At 74.0% G+C, this 16,213-nt stretch carries 11 protein-coding genes and 1 pseudogene; 5 read left to right on the forward strand and 7 right to left on the reverse strand.

What is annotated here, in order from left to right; genetic code table 11:
* Positions 1-99: 99 nt before the first annotated feature.
* The gene (locus tag NIE79_RS30440) at positions 100-486 is read right to left on the reverse strand and encodes a hypothetical protein (RefSeq protein ID WP_238681850.1); all 387 of its coding nucleotides are present in this window, start codon (positions 484-486) and stop codon (positions 100-102) included.
* 178 nt (positions 487-664) lie between these two features.
* On the opposite strand from NIE79_RS30440, the gene NIE79_RS30445 reads away from it, so the two are divergent.
* The gene (locus NIE79_RS30445; RefSeq protein WP_238681851.1) at positions 665-5,335 is read left to right on the forward strand and encodes an Lhr family helicase; all 4,671 of its coding nucleotides are present in this window, start codon (positions 665-667) and stop codon (positions 5,333-5,335) included.
* A gap of 168 nt (positions 5,336-5,503) precedes the next feature.
* Here NIE79_RS30445 and NIE79_RS30450 read toward each other — a convergent pair whose 3' ends face one another.
* Complete coding sequence (locus tag NIE79_RS30450; protein WP_238681861.1) at positions 5,504-6,061, reverse strand: hypothetical protein; 558 nt, start codon at positions 6,059-6,061, stop codon at positions 5,504-5,506.
* On the opposite strand from NIE79_RS30450, the pseudogene NIE79_RS30455 reads away from it, so the two are divergent.
* Positions 6,041-6,610 (forward strand): annotated as a pseudogene (locus tag NIE79_RS30455) (SAM hydrolase/SAM-dependent halogenase family protein); the annotation flags it as partial. The gene NIE79_RS30450 and the pseudogene NIE79_RS30455 sit on opposite strands and share 21 nt — an antisense overlap.
* Positions 6,611-6,635: 25 nt before the next feature.
* Positions 6,636-6,878, forward strand: coding sequence for a CPCC family cysteine-rich protein (locus NIE79_RS30460; RefSeq protein ID WP_238671784.1), 243 nt, complete (start codon positions 6,636-6,638; stop codon positions 6,876-6,878).
* A gap of 33 nt (positions 6,879-6,911) precedes the next feature.
* On the opposite strand, the gene NIE79_RS30465 is transcribed toward NIE79_RS30460, so the two are convergent.
* Positions 6,912-8,171: a DUF8814 domain-containing protein gene (locus NIE79_RS30465; RefSeq protein WP_238681852.1), complete on the reverse strand. Its 1,260-nt coding sequence runs from the start codon at positions 8,169-8,171 to the stop codon at positions 6,912-6,914.
* A gap of 109 nt (positions 8,172-8,280) precedes the next feature.
* Here NIE79_RS30465 and NIE79_RS30470 point away from each other — a divergent pair, with 109 nt between their 5' ends.
* The gene (locus NIE79_RS30470; RefSeq protein ID WP_238681853.1) at positions 8,281-9,090 is read left to right on the forward strand and encodes a DNA-formamidopyrimidine glycosylase family protein; all 810 of its coding nucleotides are present in this window, start codon (positions 8,281-8,283) and stop codon (positions 9,088-9,090) included.
* 166 nt (positions 9,091-9,256) lie between these two features.
* Positions 9,257-12,862: a hypothetical protein gene (locus NIE79_RS30475; protein WP_238681854.1), complete on the forward strand. Its 3,606-nt coding sequence runs from the start codon at positions 9,257-9,259 to the stop codon at positions 12,860-12,862.
* Positions 12,863-12,902: 40 nt separating this feature from the next.
* On the opposite strand, the gene pspM is transcribed toward NIE79_RS30475, so the two are convergent.
* The 4 genes from pspM to NIE79_RS30495 form a co-directional block, all read right to left on the reverse strand.
* Entirely contained in the window at positions 12,903-13,688 is a 786-nt protein-coding gene (pspM, locus tag NIE79_RS30480) for a phage shock envelope stress response protein PspM (protein WP_238681855.1), read from the reverse strand.
* A gap of 23 nt (positions 13,689-13,711) precedes the next feature.
* Entirely contained in the window at positions 13,712-14,584 is an 873-nt protein-coding gene (locus tag NIE79_RS30485; protein WP_238681856.1) for a PspA/IM30 family protein, read from the reverse strand.
* Positions 14,585-14,782: 198 nt separating this feature from the next.
* A complete protein-coding gene (locus tag NIE79_RS30490) occupies positions 14,783-15,217 on the reverse strand; it encodes a helix-turn-helix domain-containing protein (protein ID WP_030489447.1) in 435 nt (144 codons plus the stop codon).
* Between the two features lie 220 nt (positions 15,218-15,437).
* Positions 15,438-15,947: a CinA family protein gene (locus NIE79_RS30495; protein WP_238681857.1), complete on the reverse strand. Its 510-nt coding sequence runs from the start codon at positions 15,945-15,947 to the stop codon at positions 15,438-15,440.
* Positions 15,948-16,213: the final 266 nt, after the last annotated feature.

The following is a 16,213-nucleotide window of genomic DNA, read 5'->3' on the forward strand; positions in this document are numbered from 1 at the left end:
CCCCAACCTCACGCCGTTGATCAAGAGGTTTGCGTCATCCGGGCCGGCGTTCCTGACGCAAACCTCTTGATCAACGCGGGAGGGGAGGGCTGAACGTCGTCAGCGCAGCAGGGCGTTGTCGAGGGTCTGCGCGTCGTCGGGTGTGGGGCGGTCGCGGCGCAGCTCGGCCAGCAGATCGGTGCGGCCGAGCTGGCGGGCGACGCGGTCGACCACCCGCTCGGCGGCGGTCAGCGACCGCACCGATAGCAGGCGGCCACGGCTCTCGCGACGCAACACGAAGTAGTGGACGGCGACGCGGACCTGACCCCGGTCGGCGGCGCTGGCCTGGGCGGTGCAGAGGACCAGCTCGCGCAGGCAGCGGGCGAGGCGTTCGGCGAGCTCCAGCTCGGGGCCGTGCAGACCGGCGCGGAGCGCGGCGAGGTGGCCGTCGACCTTGCGAATCAGCACGTCGGTGCCCGGTTCGACGGTGCGCTGCTCGCCGGCCATCAAATCCCCTCACCCCGGTTCGCGTTGCGAGTGAAGTTACTTTATGTTGCTCCTTAGAAGCAAGCAGTTAAGTGAGACTTAACGTATTAAGCGCACGTTCCACGCTTTTTGCCTTTTGCTGGCCCATTCCGTCGTGAGATCACTCGTGGATGTCGGACCGGCGGGGCACCATGGACCGGTGACCGGGGCAGACGCAGACGCCAGCGCGGTGCTCGCCGGGTTCGGCCCGGCCACCCGCGCCTGGTTCGACAACGCCTTCGCCGCACCGACCGCCGCGCAGACCGGCGCCTGGCGGTCGGTCGCCGCCGGCCGCAACGCGCTCGTGGTGGCGCCCACCGGCTCGGGCAAGACGCTCGCGGCCTTCCTCTGGTCACTGGACCGACTCGCCCGCGAGCCGGCGCCGGCCGAGGCCCGCCAGCGGTGCCGCGTGCTCTACGTCAGCCCGCTCAAGGCCCTCGCCGTCGACGTCGAGCGCAACCTGCGCGCCCCGCTGGCCGGCATCCGGCAGGCGGCCACCCGGCTGGGCGTCGCACCGCCCGACATCACCGTCGGCATGCGCACCGGCGACACGCCCGCCGACGAGCGACGAGCCTTCGCCCGCACCCCACCGGACATCCTCATCACCACGCCCGAGTCGCTGTTCCTGCTGCTCACGTCCGCGGCTCGCGACTCGCTGCGCGGCGTCCAGACGGTGATCGTCGACGAGGTGCACGCGGTGGCCGGCAGCAAACGCGGCGCCCACCTCGCCCTCTCCCTCGAACGCCTCGACGAGCTGCTGCCCGCCCCGGCGCAGCGCATCGGCCTCTCGGCCACCGTCCGGCCGATCGACGCCTGCGCGCAGTTCCTCGGCGGCGCCCGCCCGGTCGACGTGGTGCAGCCGGCCACGCCGAAGACCATCGAGGTCAGCGTGCAGGTCCCGGTGGAGGACATGACCCGCCTGGACGAGCAGGAGCAGCCACCGGAGGACGACCTCGGCGGGCCCGGGCCGCGTCGGGCGTCGATCTGGCCGGCAGTGGAGGAGCGGGTCTTCACCCTCATCGGGCAGCACCGCTCGACAATCGTCTTCACCAACTCCCGCCGCAGTGCCGAGCGCCTCTGCGCCCGGCTCAACGAGCTGGCCGCCGAGGCGGTGGCCGCGTCCGCGTCGAACGAGGGCGCGATCGGCGTACCGGAGGGGTTGCCGGCCGGCGACGAGTCGGCGGGTGACGACGGCCCGGCGTCCGGCGCGCAGCGGTGGGGTGGCCCCGCCGGTCCGCTGCGCAACCGGCCGCCTGCCGAGGTGATGGCCCAGTCCGGCGCGGCCGCCGGCGCGGCGCCCGTGATCGCCCGCGCCCACCACGGCAGCGTCTCCCGGGAGGAGCGCAAGCACATCGAGGAGGCGCTCAAGTCCGGTCAGCTCCCGGCGGTGGTGGCCACCTCCAGCCTGGAGCTGGGCATCGACATGGGTGCTGTCGACCTGGTGGTGCAGATCGAGGCGCCGCCCAGCGTGGCCGCCGGCCTGCAACGCGTCGGCCGGGCCGGGCACCAGGTGGGCGCCGTCTCGCGGGGGGTGGTCTTCCCCAAGCACCGCGGCGACCTGCTGTCCTGCGCGGTGGTCGCCGAGCGGATGACCGCCGGTGCCATCGAGGAGCTGCACTACCCGCGCAACCCGCTGGACGTGCTGGCCCAGCAGATCGTCGCGATGGTGGCGCTGGAGCCGTGGCCACTCGGCGACCTGGCCGTGCTGGTCCGCCGGGCCGCGCCCTTCGCCGAGCTGCCCGACTCGGCGCTGCACGCCGTGCTCGACATGCTCTCCGGCCGCTACCCGTCCACGGCGTTCGCCGAGCTGCGCCCCCGCCTGGTCTGGGACCGAGCCACCGACGTGCTCACCGGCCGCCAGGGAGCGCAACGCCTCGCGGTGACCAGCGGCGGAACGATCCCCGACCGGGGCCTGTTCGGGGTCTTCCTGGCCGGCGCCGAGCGGGCCGCCCGGGTCGGCGAGCTGGACGAGGAGATGGTCTACGAGTCCCGGGTCGGCGACGTCTTCCTGCTCGGCTCGTCCTCCTGGCGCATCGAGGAGATCACTCCCGACCGGGTGCTGGTCTCGCCCGCCCCGGGGCAGGCCGCGCGCATGCCGTTCTGGAAGGGCGACCAGCTGGGTCGGCCGGTGGAGCTGGGCCGGGCCATCGGCGCCCGGGTGCGCACCCTGCTGCGCCAGACCGACGAGGCGGCACTGGCCGCGCTGCGCGACGGTGGGCTGGACGACTGGGCCGCCGGCAACCTGATGGCCTACCTGCGCGAGCAGCGGGAGGCCACCCGCTCGCTGCCCGACGATCGCACTGTCGTGGTCGAGCGGTTCCGCGACGAGTTGGGTGACTGGCGGCTGGCCGTGCACAGCGTGCTCGGTGCCCGGGTCAACGGACCCTGGGCCCTCGCGGTGGGCCGCCGGCTGGCCGAGCGGTACGGGGTGGACGCCCAGGTGATGCCCTCCGACGACGGCATCGTGGTGCGACTTCCGGACACCGCCGACGAGCCTCCCGGCGCCGACGTGGTGGTCTTCGAGCCCGACGAGATCACCCAACTCGTGGAGGAGTCGGTCGGCACCTCCGCCCTCTTCGCCGCCCGTTTCCGGGAGTGCGCCGCCCGGTCCCTGCTGCTGCCGCGCCGCGACCCGCGCCGCCGTCAACCGCTCTGGCAGCAACGGCAACGCGCCGCGCAACTGCTCGACGTCGCCCGCGAGTACGCGGACTTCCCGGTCACCCTGGAGGCCGCCCGGGAGTGCCTCCAGGACGTCTTCGACCAGCCGGCGCTGGCCGGGCTGATGCGCGACCTGGCCACCCGCAAGGTGCGACTGGTCGAGGTGGAGACCAGTGCGCCGTCGCCGTTCGCGCGGTCGCTGCTCTTCGGCTATGTCGGCGCGTTCCTCTATGAGGGCGACGCCCCGCTGGCCGAGCGCCGCGCCGCAGCGCTCGCCCTCGACTCCACGCTCCTCGGCGAGTTGCTCGGCCGGGTCGACCTGCGGGAGTTGCTCGACCCGGCGGTGCTCACCGAGACCGACCGGCAGCTGCGGTGGCTGACCGAGCAGCGCCGCCCCCGCGACGCCGAGGACGTCGTCGAGCTGCTGCGGGTGCTCGGTGACCTGAGCGACGCCGAGTTGACCGAGCGGGGGGTGCCGGAGACGTGGCTCAGCGAGCTGGAGGCCACCCGCCGGGTGCTGCGGGTCCGGATCGCGGGCGAGCAGCGTTGGGTGGGCGTCGAGGACGCCGCCCGCCTGCGCGACGCCCTCGGCGTGGCGCTGCCGATGGGGGTGGCCGAGGCATACCTCGCCCCGGTGGCCGATCCGCTCGGTGACCTGGTGGCCCGCTACGCCCGCACCCACGGCCCGTTCGCCGCTGCCAGCTGTGCGGCCCGGTTCGGGCTCGGCGTGTTCGTCGTCGAGCAGGCACTGCGCCGGCTCGGCGCCACCGGGCGGGTGGTCTCCGGGGAGTTCACCCCGGAGTCGGCCGGCGCCCAGTGGTGCGACGCCGAGGTGCTGCGGATGCTGCGCCGCCGCTCCCTCGCGGCGCTGCGCCGGGAGATCGAGCCGGTGCCGCCCCGGGCGCTGGCGACGTTCCTGCCCCGCTGGCAGCAGGTCGGCTCGTCCGCCCGAGGTGTGGGGGCGCTCGCCGCCACTGTGGAGCAGTTGCAGGGCACCGCGGTGCCGGCGTCCGCCCTGGAGCGGTTGGTGCTGCCCGCCCGGGTCGCGGACTACTCCCCCGCCCAGCTCGACGAGCTGTGCGCCAGCGGGGAGGTGCTCTGGGCGGGGTCGGGCGCGATCTCCGGGGGCGACGGCTGGGTCACCCTGGCGTACGCGGACGCCGCGCCGCTGCTGCTGCCGCCGCCGGACGAGGCGTTGACCCGCACTCCGCTGCACGACGCGGTGCTCGACGCGCTCGGCGACGGGCAGGCGCTGTTCTTCCGCCCGCTGGCCGACCGGGTCGGCTCGACCGACGACGCCGCGCTGACCGCGGTGATCTGGGACCTGGTCTGGGCCGGGCACCTCAGCAACGACACCCTCGCCCCGCTGCGCGCGGTGCTCGGCGCCGGCGGTGCGCACCGCTCCCGGCCGTCCGCGCCCCGCACCCGTTACCGGCGGCCCGGTCGGGTGGCGCTGCCGACCCGGGGTGGCCCGCCGACGGTCGCCGGCCGCTGGTCACGTCTCCCGGAGCGGGACCTCGACCCGACCCGGCGGGCCGCCGCGCTCGCCGACCTGCTGTTGGAGCGGCACGGGGTGGTCACCCGGGGCGCGGTGATGGCCGAGCAGGTGGTTGGCGGGTTCTCGGCGGTCTACCCGGTGCTGTCGGCGCTGGAGGAGCGCGGGGCGGCCCGCCGTGGTTACTTCGTCGAAGGGCTCGGGGCGGCGCAGTTCGCCGTACCCGGTGCGGTGGACCGGCTGCGCGCGCTGGCCGAGCCGACCGACGGTGCCCGGGGTCGGGGCGCCGCGGCCACTGTGCTCGCCGCTACCGACCCGGCGAACCCGTACGGTGCGGCGCTGCCCTGGCCGGAACGGGTGATCGACTCCGGCGACGGGGCCACCCCGGCGACCGGGCACCGGGCCGGCCGCAAGGCGGGCGCCCTGGTGGTGCAGGTCGGCGGCGACCTCGTCCTCTACGTCGAACGCGGCGGCCGGACGCTGCTCTCCTTCACCGACGACACCGACACGCTCGCCGCGGCCGGCAAGGCGCTCGCCGACGCCGTCCACTCGGGGGCGTTGGGAGCGATGTCGGTGGAGCGGGCCGACGGCGAGGCGGTGCACTCGTCGCCGCTGCGGGACGCGCTGACCGCCGCCGGCTTCCGGGCCACCCCCCGCGGCCTGCGCCTGCGCGGCTGACCCGCCCCACCCGCCGTAGGCGGGACTCCCGCCCGCCGGGCCGCCCGGCCAGCGTCTGTGGGCGTTTATCTCTTTGAGCGTGATGCCTGTGAGTCATCAAGATGACTCACCGGCATCACGCGCGAAAGCACGACATGCTTCCGGCCCCGCGGATGCCAGGCCCGGCGCTCAGCCCAGACCGTTGAGGACCTTCTCGTAGCGCGGGCGATCGGCGGCCGGGGTCTTCGCCTCCAGGTAGTTCAGCACCACAGCGCCGCGCTGGTACGACTGGCCGCCCCAGGTCTCCGCGATGTCGCTGGCGCTGGTCTCGTCCGGAAAGACGTAGACGGTGACGGCGTCGGTGGCCATCAGCTCGGAACAGCCCAGGCCGAGGCCGTCCGGCCCACAGTCGACCGAGCGGTCCTTCGGGTGCGACACCTTCAGGCCGGCGGCGCGGAACGCCTCGATGACCTTCTTCGCGCCAGGCGCACTGGCCGGGCGCTTGGGCAGCACCACCGGCGGCGGGCTGGACGGCCGTCGCTGCGTCGTGCCCTGTGCGGCGGCGGACGGCGGGGTCGCGCCGTCGGCACCGGGTGTGGCTTGGGGCGTCGGCAGGCCGGTCGGGGCCGCCTCGGACGAGACGGATGGGGTCGCGTTCGGGCTGCCGTCGTCGTCACTGCCACAACCGGCGCTGAGGGCGACGGCGACCAGCAGGATTCCGACTGCGGGGAGGTTCCGAGTTGTCACCAGGGCAGTCTGCCCAACGCCCCCCGTCGGCGGGAGGGGCCGGTCGGCCACTGCGCTGTCCCGTATCCGCCAGCACCGGCGGTTCTACTAGCCTGCGGACATGTCCGCAGTGCCCTGGATCTCGCTGACCACCGACTACAGACGGTGCCGTACCTGCCGGTGGGAGTGCACGTGGCGGTGGTCGATCCGGGCGTGGGCACCGCCCGACGGGGCGTCGCGCTGGCCACCCCGGGTGGGTTGCTGGTCGGTCCGGACAACGGGTTGCTGCTGGACGCGGCCACCGCGCTCGGTGGGGTGACCGACGCGGTCGAGTTGACCGAGCCGCGCTGGCTGGCCGCCCGGGTGTCCACCACGTTCCACGGCCGGGACGTCTTCGCACCGGCGGCGGCCCTCGCGGCGGTGCGCGGGCGGACCTTCGGCGACGCCCCGGCCGGCGGCCTGGTGGCGTACGTCGATTCGGCCGGCCTGGTAGCGGTAGCTGTCAACGGCGGGCGGGCCGCGGACCTCCTCGCGGCCTCCCCGGGGGACCTCCTGCGGGTATCGGGCTGATGTTCGACTGTGGAATGCTTCTCCGGTGGGTGAGCATGTGGTTCCTGTGGGCTGTCCCTGCTGTGCGTCACGGACCGGCGGGGGGACCTGCCCCGTCTGTTTCTGGACCGACGACGGCCAGACCGACGCCGACGCCGACGCCGTCCGGGGCGGCCCCAACGGCGACCTGAGCCTCACGCACGCCCGCCTCAACTACGCCGTCTACGGTGCCAGCCACCCGCGCTACCAGGACATGGTGCGTACGGCTCGCCCCGACGAGCGCCCCTGACCCTGACGGGGCGCCCGACGGGGCGAGCGTGGCTCAGCAGACGGGCACGCTGCCGCCGTACACGCTGGAGATGTACGCGTGGCTGACGTACTGCCCGCTGGCCAGACGGTTCCAGCGGGTGGTGGTCCGGTAGGGGCCGGCGACCGACTGACCGGTGACGTAGCACTGGATCGGCACGTGGGCCAGCCGGGCGGCGAGGCCACGGGTCCCGTACGACGTGCTGGCCCCGGTACGGATGTTGAGCGGTCCGTCACCGACCACGCCACGCGGCCCGCCTCCGGTCCACAGATAGGCGACGTCCACCCAGGCGTTGGTGGTCAGTCGCAGCCCATCCCAGAACGTGCCGTCGGCCAGGTCGATGCCGGCCGGGTTGAGCACGGTCCGCCCGAACTGGTCCCGTCCGCCGTTGTAGCCGGACTGGTACGCGGCCTGCGCCTCGGGCCGGCCCTGCGGCAGGTTCTTCCAGTTCTCCCGGACCGAGGAGGGGTTCCAGTAGTCGTCGCGGGTGTTCCACGGCCCGACGTCCCAGACCGGGGCGTACTCGCAGCGGGAGCCGTTGGTGGTGCAGACCCGCACCGTGTAGTCGCCGGTGTTGAGCGGGGAGAGACCCCGCCGCGACGGCAGCGCCGCGAAGTGGTCCCGGGGTTGCACGGTACGGCCGTTGGCGGTCAGCTCGCCGACCAGTCCGATGCGGGTGGCGTACACCCGGTAGGTGCGGCCGGGCGTGGCGGCGGAGACGGCGGCGTTCGCGTCGGCGGCGAGCTGCACACCCCGTACCGTCGCCGTGGCGCCACCATCGGGGGCGGTGAGCACCACCCGGGTCTGCACCCGGGTGACCGGTCGGTCGAAGACCGCACCGGTGGTGGCCGCCCGCCACTCCGTCCAGCCGGCGGTCCGCCAGCCGCGGACCTGCGCCTCCACTGTCGCCCCTGCGGGAACCGCGGCGTTGATGTCGGCGCGGACCCGGGTGGCCGGCCGGGCGAGGGTGCGGGGAGCGGTCAGCAGCATCCCCTCGGCGACCGCGCTGTGCGGGCTGCGCGCGCCGCGCCCGGTGGACCGGGCCTCCCGCAGGCGTAGGCCGGCGGCGGTGCGCCGGACGTTGACATCGTCGCGGTCGACGATGGTGAGGTCGGCGCTCCACAGTTCGTCGCCGGGTGCGGCGGCGACGAGGGTAATGGGGGCGCCGCCGGGTGCGGCCGGGACAGAGCCGACGGGTAGGAGCGCTGCGGTGAGCAGGAGGGCGAGGGTGGCGATGAGGGCGACGGATGGGATACGACAACGGGGTCGCGTCATGGGCATTCTCCTCAGAACCCCCTGACCTTCGCATGTCGGGAGATCATGAGGAACCTGAGTACAAATGGCGACACATGCGAATCTTGCTCGAAAGAGGGAGGATGGCAGGGTGCCCGAAGGCGACACCGTCTGGAACACCGCGCGCGTGCTGCACCGCGCGCTGGCCGGCGCACGGATCACCGGCAGCGACTTCCGGGTGCCGCAGCTGGCGACCACGGACCTCACCGACTGGACCGTCCGCGAGTCGGCCAGCCGGGGCAAGCACCTGCTGCTGCGGCTCGACGCCCCGACCGAGGAGCACTGGACCCTGCACTCCCACCTGCGGATGGACGGCGCCTGGCGGGCGTACGCCCCGGGGGAACGCTGGAGCGGCCGACCCGCGCACCTGATCCGGGTGGTGCTACGCAGCCCCGGCGCCGTCGCGGTCGGCTACCACCTGCACGACCTGACCCTGGTGCCGACCGCCGAGGAGGACCAACTGGTCGGCCACCTCGGCCCCGACCTGCTCGGCTCGGACTGGGACCCGGCCGAGGCGGTCCGCCGGCTCGCCGACCACCCGGAGCAGACCATCGGCGAGGCGCTGCTCGACCAGCGCAACCTGGCCGGCGTGGGCAACCTCTACAAGTGCGAGGTGCTGTTCCTGCGGGGCGTGTCACCGTGGACCCCGGTCGGCGGGGTGCCCGACCTGCCGGGAATGGTGGCCCTCGCACAGCGGCTGCTGGCCGCCAACCGGGGCCGGTGGACGCAGAGCAGCACCGGCTCGTTGCACCGGGGGCAGACCAGCTACGTGTACGGCCGCCGCGCCCAGCCCTGTCGCCGCTGCGGCACCGCCATCCGCAAGGAGGAGCTGGGCGAGCGGGTCACCTACTGGTGCCCGGTCTGCCAGCCCGAGCGCCCCGGTTCGTCGTCATCCGGCTGACCAGGCTCTCGCCAGACGGGACACATGGCAGAAACGGACGATTGGGTAATTCCTAACCGGCCGTCAGAGTCGCATGCTGCGGTTGAGCGCTCACCGACCGTCAGCAGAGTGTCGAGGTCCCCCACGCCGGGGTGGCGGGCCTCGCGCCCCCGAACCGGGGAGAGTCATGGCGATGTTCCGCAGACTCCGCTCCACCTTCTTCGAGCGGACCACCACCGACGCCGACGGCCGGGCGGCGTCCGTGCCGGCCGCGCGTACCGCCGAGGAGGCCGTTGTCACGCCGAGCCTGGACCCGGCCGTCGTGCCCCGCTACTTCGGCCCGGTGCCGAACTTCGCCCACAGCCCTCGCCCGACCCGGGACCCCGACGGACAGGTGGCGGCCGGGACCGGGCTGCGCAAGTTCGTCGACCCACTGCCCCTCCCGGGCCAGCCGGGCCGCGGCGATCTCGGCAGCCACCTGCCGGTTGCGGTGCCGGACACCATCAGCTATCCGGGCTGCGACTACTACGAGATCGGCCTCCAGGAGTACGCCCAGCGGCTGCACCGGGACCTGCCGGCCACCCGACTGCGCGGCTACCGGCAGCTCAACCTGGGCACCGACCCCGCCGGACACAACACTGTGGCGCCTCCGGAGCGACAGTGGCACCTCGGGCCGATGATCCGCGCCCGTCGGGGTCGACCGGTCCGGGTGAAGTTCATCAACCAGCTCCCCACCGGTCGGGCCGGCGAGTTGTTCCTGCCTGTCGACGACACCATCGAGGGGGCTGGCCTGGGCCCCCTGGACGGACCGGCGCCCTACCCGCAGAACCGGGCCGTGCTGCACCTGGCCGGTGCGCAGACCGGCTGGACCAGCGCGGGCAATCCGGGGCAGTGGATCACCCCGGCCGGGGAGATCACCCCGTACCCGACCGGGCCCGGCCTGGCCCACGTGCCGGACATGCCGGCGCCCGGCGCCGGGGCCACCACGCTCTACTTCCCGAACGAGCAGAGCGGCCGGCTGCTGTGGTTCCACGACAACACCCTCGGCCTGGCCCGGCTCACCGTCTACGGCGGACAGCTCGCGCTCTACCTGCTCACCGACCCGGCCGAGGACCAGCTCGTCGCCGACGCCGTGCTGCCGGCCGACCAGGTACCCCTGGTGATCGAGGACAAGACGTTCGTTCCGGACGACACCCAACTCGCCGCCGAGGACCCGACCTGGGACCGGGAACGCTGGGGCGCCCGGGGCAGCCTCTGGCACCCGCACGTCTACCAACCCCGGCAGAACCCGTACTCCTCCGGCGGACGCAACCCCACCGGCCGGTGGGACTACGGACCCTGGTCCCACAACTGCGCCCCGGACGACACCCGCGCCGACGGCTGGGTGCCGAACCCGTACCACGACCCGGTCGGCGCGCCGGACGAGCCGCCGTTGAGCCCCGGCGTACCGCACCCGTCGGCCGTTCCCGAGGCGTTCGGCGACACCCCGCTCGTCAACGGCGTCGCCTACCCGTACCTGGAGGTGCGGCCGCGCGCGTACCGGTTCCGGATCCTCAACGCCTGCCTGGACCGCAGTCTCAACCTCCAGCTCTACCGCGCGTGCTCCGACGCGGCGATGTGGACGGCCGACGGGGCGCTCGCCGACCCCGACGCCGGTGAGGTGCCGATGGTGCCCGCCGCGCGGGCGGCGGACCGTCCGGCGGGGTGGCCGACCGACGGACGCGACGGCGGCGTGCCGGACCCACGCGCCGCCGGCCCGGAGTTCATCCAGATCGGCAACGAGGCCGGCCTCCTGCCGGCGCCGGTGGTGCTGCCGAACCGACCGATCGGCTACCGCTACGACCGGCTCGACCCGACGGTGCTGAACGTCGATGGGCACACAGTGCTGCTCGCCCCGGGCGAACGGGCCGACGTGCTCGTCGACTTCTCCGCCATGCCACCGGGCAGCACGCTGATCCTGTACAACGACGCTCCGGCCCCGCTGCCCGGCTTCGACAGCCGCTACGACCAGCACACCGACGCCCCGGACCGCAGCGCCGAGGGTGGCCCACCCCCCACCGAACCGGGGTACGGCCCGAACACCCGCACCGTGCTCCAGTTCCGGGTCACCGGGACGCCCGAGCCGCCGTACGACCTGAGCCGACTGCGCGAACGGCTACCCCTGGCGTACGCGGCCAGCCAACGGCCACCGATCGTCCCGCAGCCGGCGTACGACCCGGCGTTCGGCACCCGGACCCCGGCGCAGACGACGGTGCCGGTGCACGCCACCACTGTGACGTTCACGCCGACGGCCGGCACCGGCCCGGTGACAGTGCCGATCGCGGTCAAGGCCGCACAGCAGATCTTCGAACCGGGCCACGGCCGGCTGGCGGGCCGACTCGGCGTCGGGCACCCGCACGCCGGGCCGCTCAACCCGACGACGCTGCCGCTGGGCGCGACCGACCCGGTCACCGAGGTGCTCTTCGCCACCGACCCCGCCGTGCCGGTGGGCGTCCCCACCGACGGCACGCAGCTCTGGCGGATCAGCGGCAACGTCCGGCAGACCGAGCCGTTGCACGTCGGCGGCTGCGACGTGCAGGTGGTCAACCGGGTTGGCTGGGACGGCACGCTGCGACCCCCGCACGGCACGGAGCTGGGCTGGAAGGGGATCATCCGGGTCAACCCCCGGGAGGACGTGGTGGTGGCGCTGCGCCCGGTCGCACCGGTGCTGCCGTTCAAGCTGGGTGACAGCGTCCGGCTGCTCGACCCCTGTCGCCCGGCCGGGGCGCGGACCGGGTCGACGCCGGTCAGCCCGGCCGACGGACGACCGGCCACTGTGGTCAACCAGCTGGTCAACCTGGGCTGGGAGTACCGCTGGCACAGTCAACTCGCCGGGCACCGCGACGGCGGGATGAGCCGACCGCTGGTGCTGCGGGTGGCGCCGACGGCACCGACCGGGCTGACCGCCACACCGGTGCCCGGCTCGGCCACCGCGCTACCCGCGATCGCGCTGACCTGGACCGGCAACGGCGGGCGACCCCCCGCCACGAGCCACCTGCTGCAACGGGCCACCGACGCGACCTTCGGCGGGGACGTCACCACGATCACCGTCGCGGCCGCCGCCACCCGCTACACCGACGCGACAGTCACCCCCGGGGTGACCTACCACTACCGGATCCGGGCGGAGAACACAGTCAGCTACTCGTCCTGGTCGAACGGGGTGCCCGCCTCGGTGCACCTGGCCGCGCCGAGCGGTCTGGTCGCGACGCTCCCGCCGGCCGCGCCGCTGCGCGTGGCGCTGCGCTGGACGAACCGCTCGTTCGCCACCGGCATCGACGTGCAGCGGGCCACCAACCCGACGTTCACCAGCGGCCCGGGCACCACGGCGATCAGGGTCGGCGACAACCATCTGGACTCGGCAGTGGCACCGGACACCACGTACTACTACCGGGTGCGGACCACCTACCTGGGCGCCGCCTCGGCGTGGTCGACGGTCGCCACCGTGACATCGCCACCCGTGCCGGGAACCCCCAACGGGGTGAGCGCCATCGCCAGCGCGCCGGGGCCGGACACCGCGACGGTGACCCTGGCCTGGGAGGCGAGCACACCCGGCGGCCCGGGGTCCGGGTTCACGGTGCAGCGGGCCCTCGACCCGGCCTTCGAGCAGGAGACGGCCACCTTCACAGTGACCGGCCGCGGCTTCACCAACACGGGGCTGGCCCGGGGAGTGACGTACCACTACCGGATCCGGTCGTTCAACGTCGTCGGCACCTCGTCGTACACCTTGCCGGTCCTGGTGACGACACCACAGTGACCGGCTCAGGGCCGGCGCGCGGTCTCTCAGGCGTGCGCCGTCAGCGCGTCGGGGCGCGCAGCGGGGTGCCCACGGCCCGCAGCTCGGCCAGGGCCCCGGCCACCCCGTGCAGCAGGTCGGTCGCCTCGGTGAGCCGGTCGGCCGCCGGGTGGGCGGTCTCCGGTCGGGCGTCCTCGGCCAGGTAGCCGGCGGCGGCGACCACCAGCCGTTCGTACGCCGCCACCCCGCCCTCCAGTTGGGCGGTCAGCGCGGCGTGCGCCTCGGCCAGCGGCGGCCGGGCGTCGGCCGGCGCCAGCCGCAGCGCGCGTTCGACGCTGGCCACCCGGGCGGCCAGATCGCGCAGCGAGCGGTCGGCGGCGGCGGCCTCCAGCACCGCCGGCTCGGCCAGCCCGGTGAGCCGGGGGGCCATCCCGGCCAGGGTGAGCGCCGCCCGGTCCAGTCGGGCCCACTGCTCTCCGGCGCTGGTGCCGCGCAGCGCGATCCGGGAGCGGACCCGGCGCACCTCGGCCAGCACGCCCGGGCCGACCGGCAGCCGCTCGACGGCGGCGATCAACCGGGCCCGCGACCGGGCCGCTGCCTCGGCCGGGTCGAGCGCGGGGGGTGCCGGCTGGGCGGCCAGGGCGCGCACGTCGATCCAGCGCCAGGCGGCGAGCGCCACCGCACTGCCCGCGGCGCCGGCCCAGGCCGCGTCGGGCAGACCAAGGCCGGCGTACGGAGTCAGCACCACCGCCGCGCCGCCGAGCCCACCGGCCAGCACGCTCCACCGTCGGGCCGACCGGCGAAGCCGATCCAGCCTGCGGAAGTACCGTGTCCGTTCGTCTGCCACAGTGACCCCCTCGATCCGGTCGTTCAGCCGGCGGCGGTCGGGTCGCCGGTGCCCCGCTCGCGAGCCATGCTGGCACGCAGCTCGTCCAGTCGGGCGGCGGCCGTCGGGTCGTTGGCCGGGCCGGTCTTCTCGGCCTGCGGCACTGCCGGTCGTTGGGCAGCGCCGCCGAGCTGCTCCCCCGCCATGCTGGACCGGATCTGCTCCAACCGGGCGGAGCCGGCCGAGTCGATCGTGGCCTTCTGAATTTCCAACATACGGCCCTCGACGGAGTTGCCGGCCAGTTCGGCGCGACCCATCGCGTTGGCGTACCGCCGCTCGATGCGGTCGCGCACCTCGTCCAGCGACGGGGTGTTGGTGGGCGCGGTCAGCGACGACATCGACTCCAGCGAGCGGGCCACCGTCTCCTGCATCTTGGCCTGCTCCAGCTGGCTGAGCAGCTTGGTGCGCTCGGCGAGCTTCTGCTGGAGGATCATCGAGTTGTTCTCGACCGCTCGGCGGGCCTGGGCGGCGGCGCCCAGCGCCTGGTCGTGCAGGGTCTTCAGGTCCTCGGTGGCCTGCTCGGCGGAGACGAGCTGGCTGGCCAGCGTCTGCGCGGTCTGCTCGAACCGCACCGCCTCGGCCTCGTCGCCCTTGGCCCGCGCCTGGTCGGAGAGCACCAGGGCCTGCCGGGCGTTGCCCTGCAACCGCTCGACCTCGGACATCTGCCGGGACAGCTTCATCTCCAGCTGACGCTGGTTGCCGATCACCGCGGCAGCCTGCTGAACCAGCGCCTGGTGCTGCCGCTGGGCATCCTCGATGGCCTGCTGGATCTGCACCTTGGGATCGGCATGCTCGTCGATCTTCGCACCGAAGAGCGCCATCAGGTAGTTCCAACCCTTGACGAACGGGTTCGCCATCTCCGTGGTATCCCCTCAGTAGCGTCGCTCCACCACGGCCGGGCCGGTTGAACCGACCGACCGTGACCGGCCGGTCTCCATCGTCCCAGCAGAACGCCAACGAGGCATCCGTACCGGGCGGTCGACAGCACCGGCGGCTCCTGCGAGCAACCCTACGCGGCCGGGGCCAGCCCGCCCATGGTCAACTGGATCGGCGGCTCAGGCCGCGCAGACCACGTCCCGGTCGCGCTCGGTCGGGCGGACGCGGGTGCTGCGCAGAGTGGCCTTGAGCGGCGAGTCCTGGCGGACCGAGACAGCGACCTTGCCGTCGGAGGTGACCTGACGGACACCCCGGTTGGTGCTCTTGGCTGCGGCGTCGGCCGGCTCGTCCTGCATCGAGACGAGCACCCCGGGCATCTGCTCGGCGAGCGCCACTGTGTCGCTCACCTCGAGCAGCAGCTCGGAGAGGCGGGCGCCGAGGGCGTCGCAGATCGCGGCGAGCAGCTCGCTGGACGGTTCCTTGTGCCCGCGCTCAATCTCGGAGAGGTAGCCGAGGCTGACGTTGGCAGCGGTGGAGACCTCACGCAGCGTGCGCTGCTGGCCCTGCCGGCGCGCCCGCAGTGCGTCACCGATCACCCGGCGTAGCAGGATCATCGCACCTCCCCCTGAGGGATACCTCGCGCCCGCCGCTGGGCGGCCGGCGGCGGCGGACCGCGCCGACCCCGAACGTCGGAGCCTTCCCGCAACCGTACCCGTTGCGGGCCCGGGCGACATCCCGCCCCGCCCGTCGGTTCGCCGGGACGGGCTCACCGGGGCGCGCCGCCGCCCGTGTGGCGTCGGCTTGGGTGGCTCTGACCGCTTCGGCCCCTGGCGTTCATGAGTTCGCGGCGGCCAGCCGCTCGGCGAGCAACCGCAGCGCCTCGACCACCGCGCCCGCGCGGACGTGGTCCCGCCCGCTGCCCAGGTCGAGCTGGCGGACCTCGCCGCCGTTCGGGCCGGCGACCGCGACGTAGACCAGGCCCACTGGTTTCCCGTCCTGCGGTTCCGGGCCGGCGACCCCGGTGGTGGCCAGCCCCCAGTCCGCGCCGCACCGCTGCCGGCCGCCCTCGGCGAGCGCCGCCGCGACCTCCGGGTCCACCGGGCCTCGCTCGGACAGCAGGTCATCCGGTACGCCAGCCAGGGTCGCCTTCAACTCGGTGGCGTAGACCACGAGGCCACCCCGGTAGACCCCGCTGACCCCGGCGATGTTCACGATCGAAGCGGCGAGCGACCCACCGGTGAGCGATTCGACGGTGGCCAGGGTCTCGTGCCGCTCGGCCAGCCGGTGCACGACAGCGGCCGCCGCACTTCCCACCTCGGCACCGTCCACCTCGGCACCGTTCACCCCGGCACCACTAGCCCCAGGACCACTCACCTCAGCACCGTCCGCCCCGCCACCGTTCACCGACACCCCAACGTCTTTCCCCACCCGACTACCCCCAACCCCAACCCCAACCCGACCCAATCGCGTCGATCATGAAGTTAGCGTCACGACACGCCGCTTGGGGTCAAGGGGTGAGTGCAATCGTCAGGTGGCGATGAGGTGGTCCAGGCGCTCGGCTGGGGTTGCCCAGCCGAGTGTCTGGCGGGGGCGGGTGTTCATCTGGTGGG

Origin of the sequence: Micromonospora trifolii (assembly GCF_022229005.1) — a bacterium.
Taxonomy (GTDB): Bacteria; Actinomycetota; Actinomycetes; order Mycobacteriales; family Micromonosporaceae; genus Micromonospora; species Micromonospora trifolii.

Excerpts from the sequence above, each read along its gene's own strand:
- NIE79_RS30485 (WP_238681856.1), bottom strand. The coding sequence starts at position 14,584 with ATGGCGAACCCGTTCGTCAAGGGTTGGAACTACCTGATGGCGCTCTTC.
- NIE79_RS30490 (WP_030489447.1), bottom strand. The coding sequence starts at position 15,217 with ATGATCCTGCTACGCCGGGTGATCGGTGACGCACTGCGGGCGCGCCGG.
- NIE79_RS30440 (WP_238681850.1), bottom strand. The coding sequence starts at position 486 with ATGGCCGGCGAGCAGCGCACCGTCGAACCGGGCACCGACGTGCTGATT.
- NIE79_RS30475 (WP_238681854.1), top strand. The coding sequence starts at position 9,257 with ATGGCGATGTTCCGCAGACTCCGCTCCACCTTCTTCGAGCGGACCACC.
- NIE79_RS30465 (WP_238681852.1), bottom strand. The coding sequence starts at position 8,171 with ATGACGCGACCCCGTTGTCGTATCCCATCCGTCGCCCTCATCGCCACC.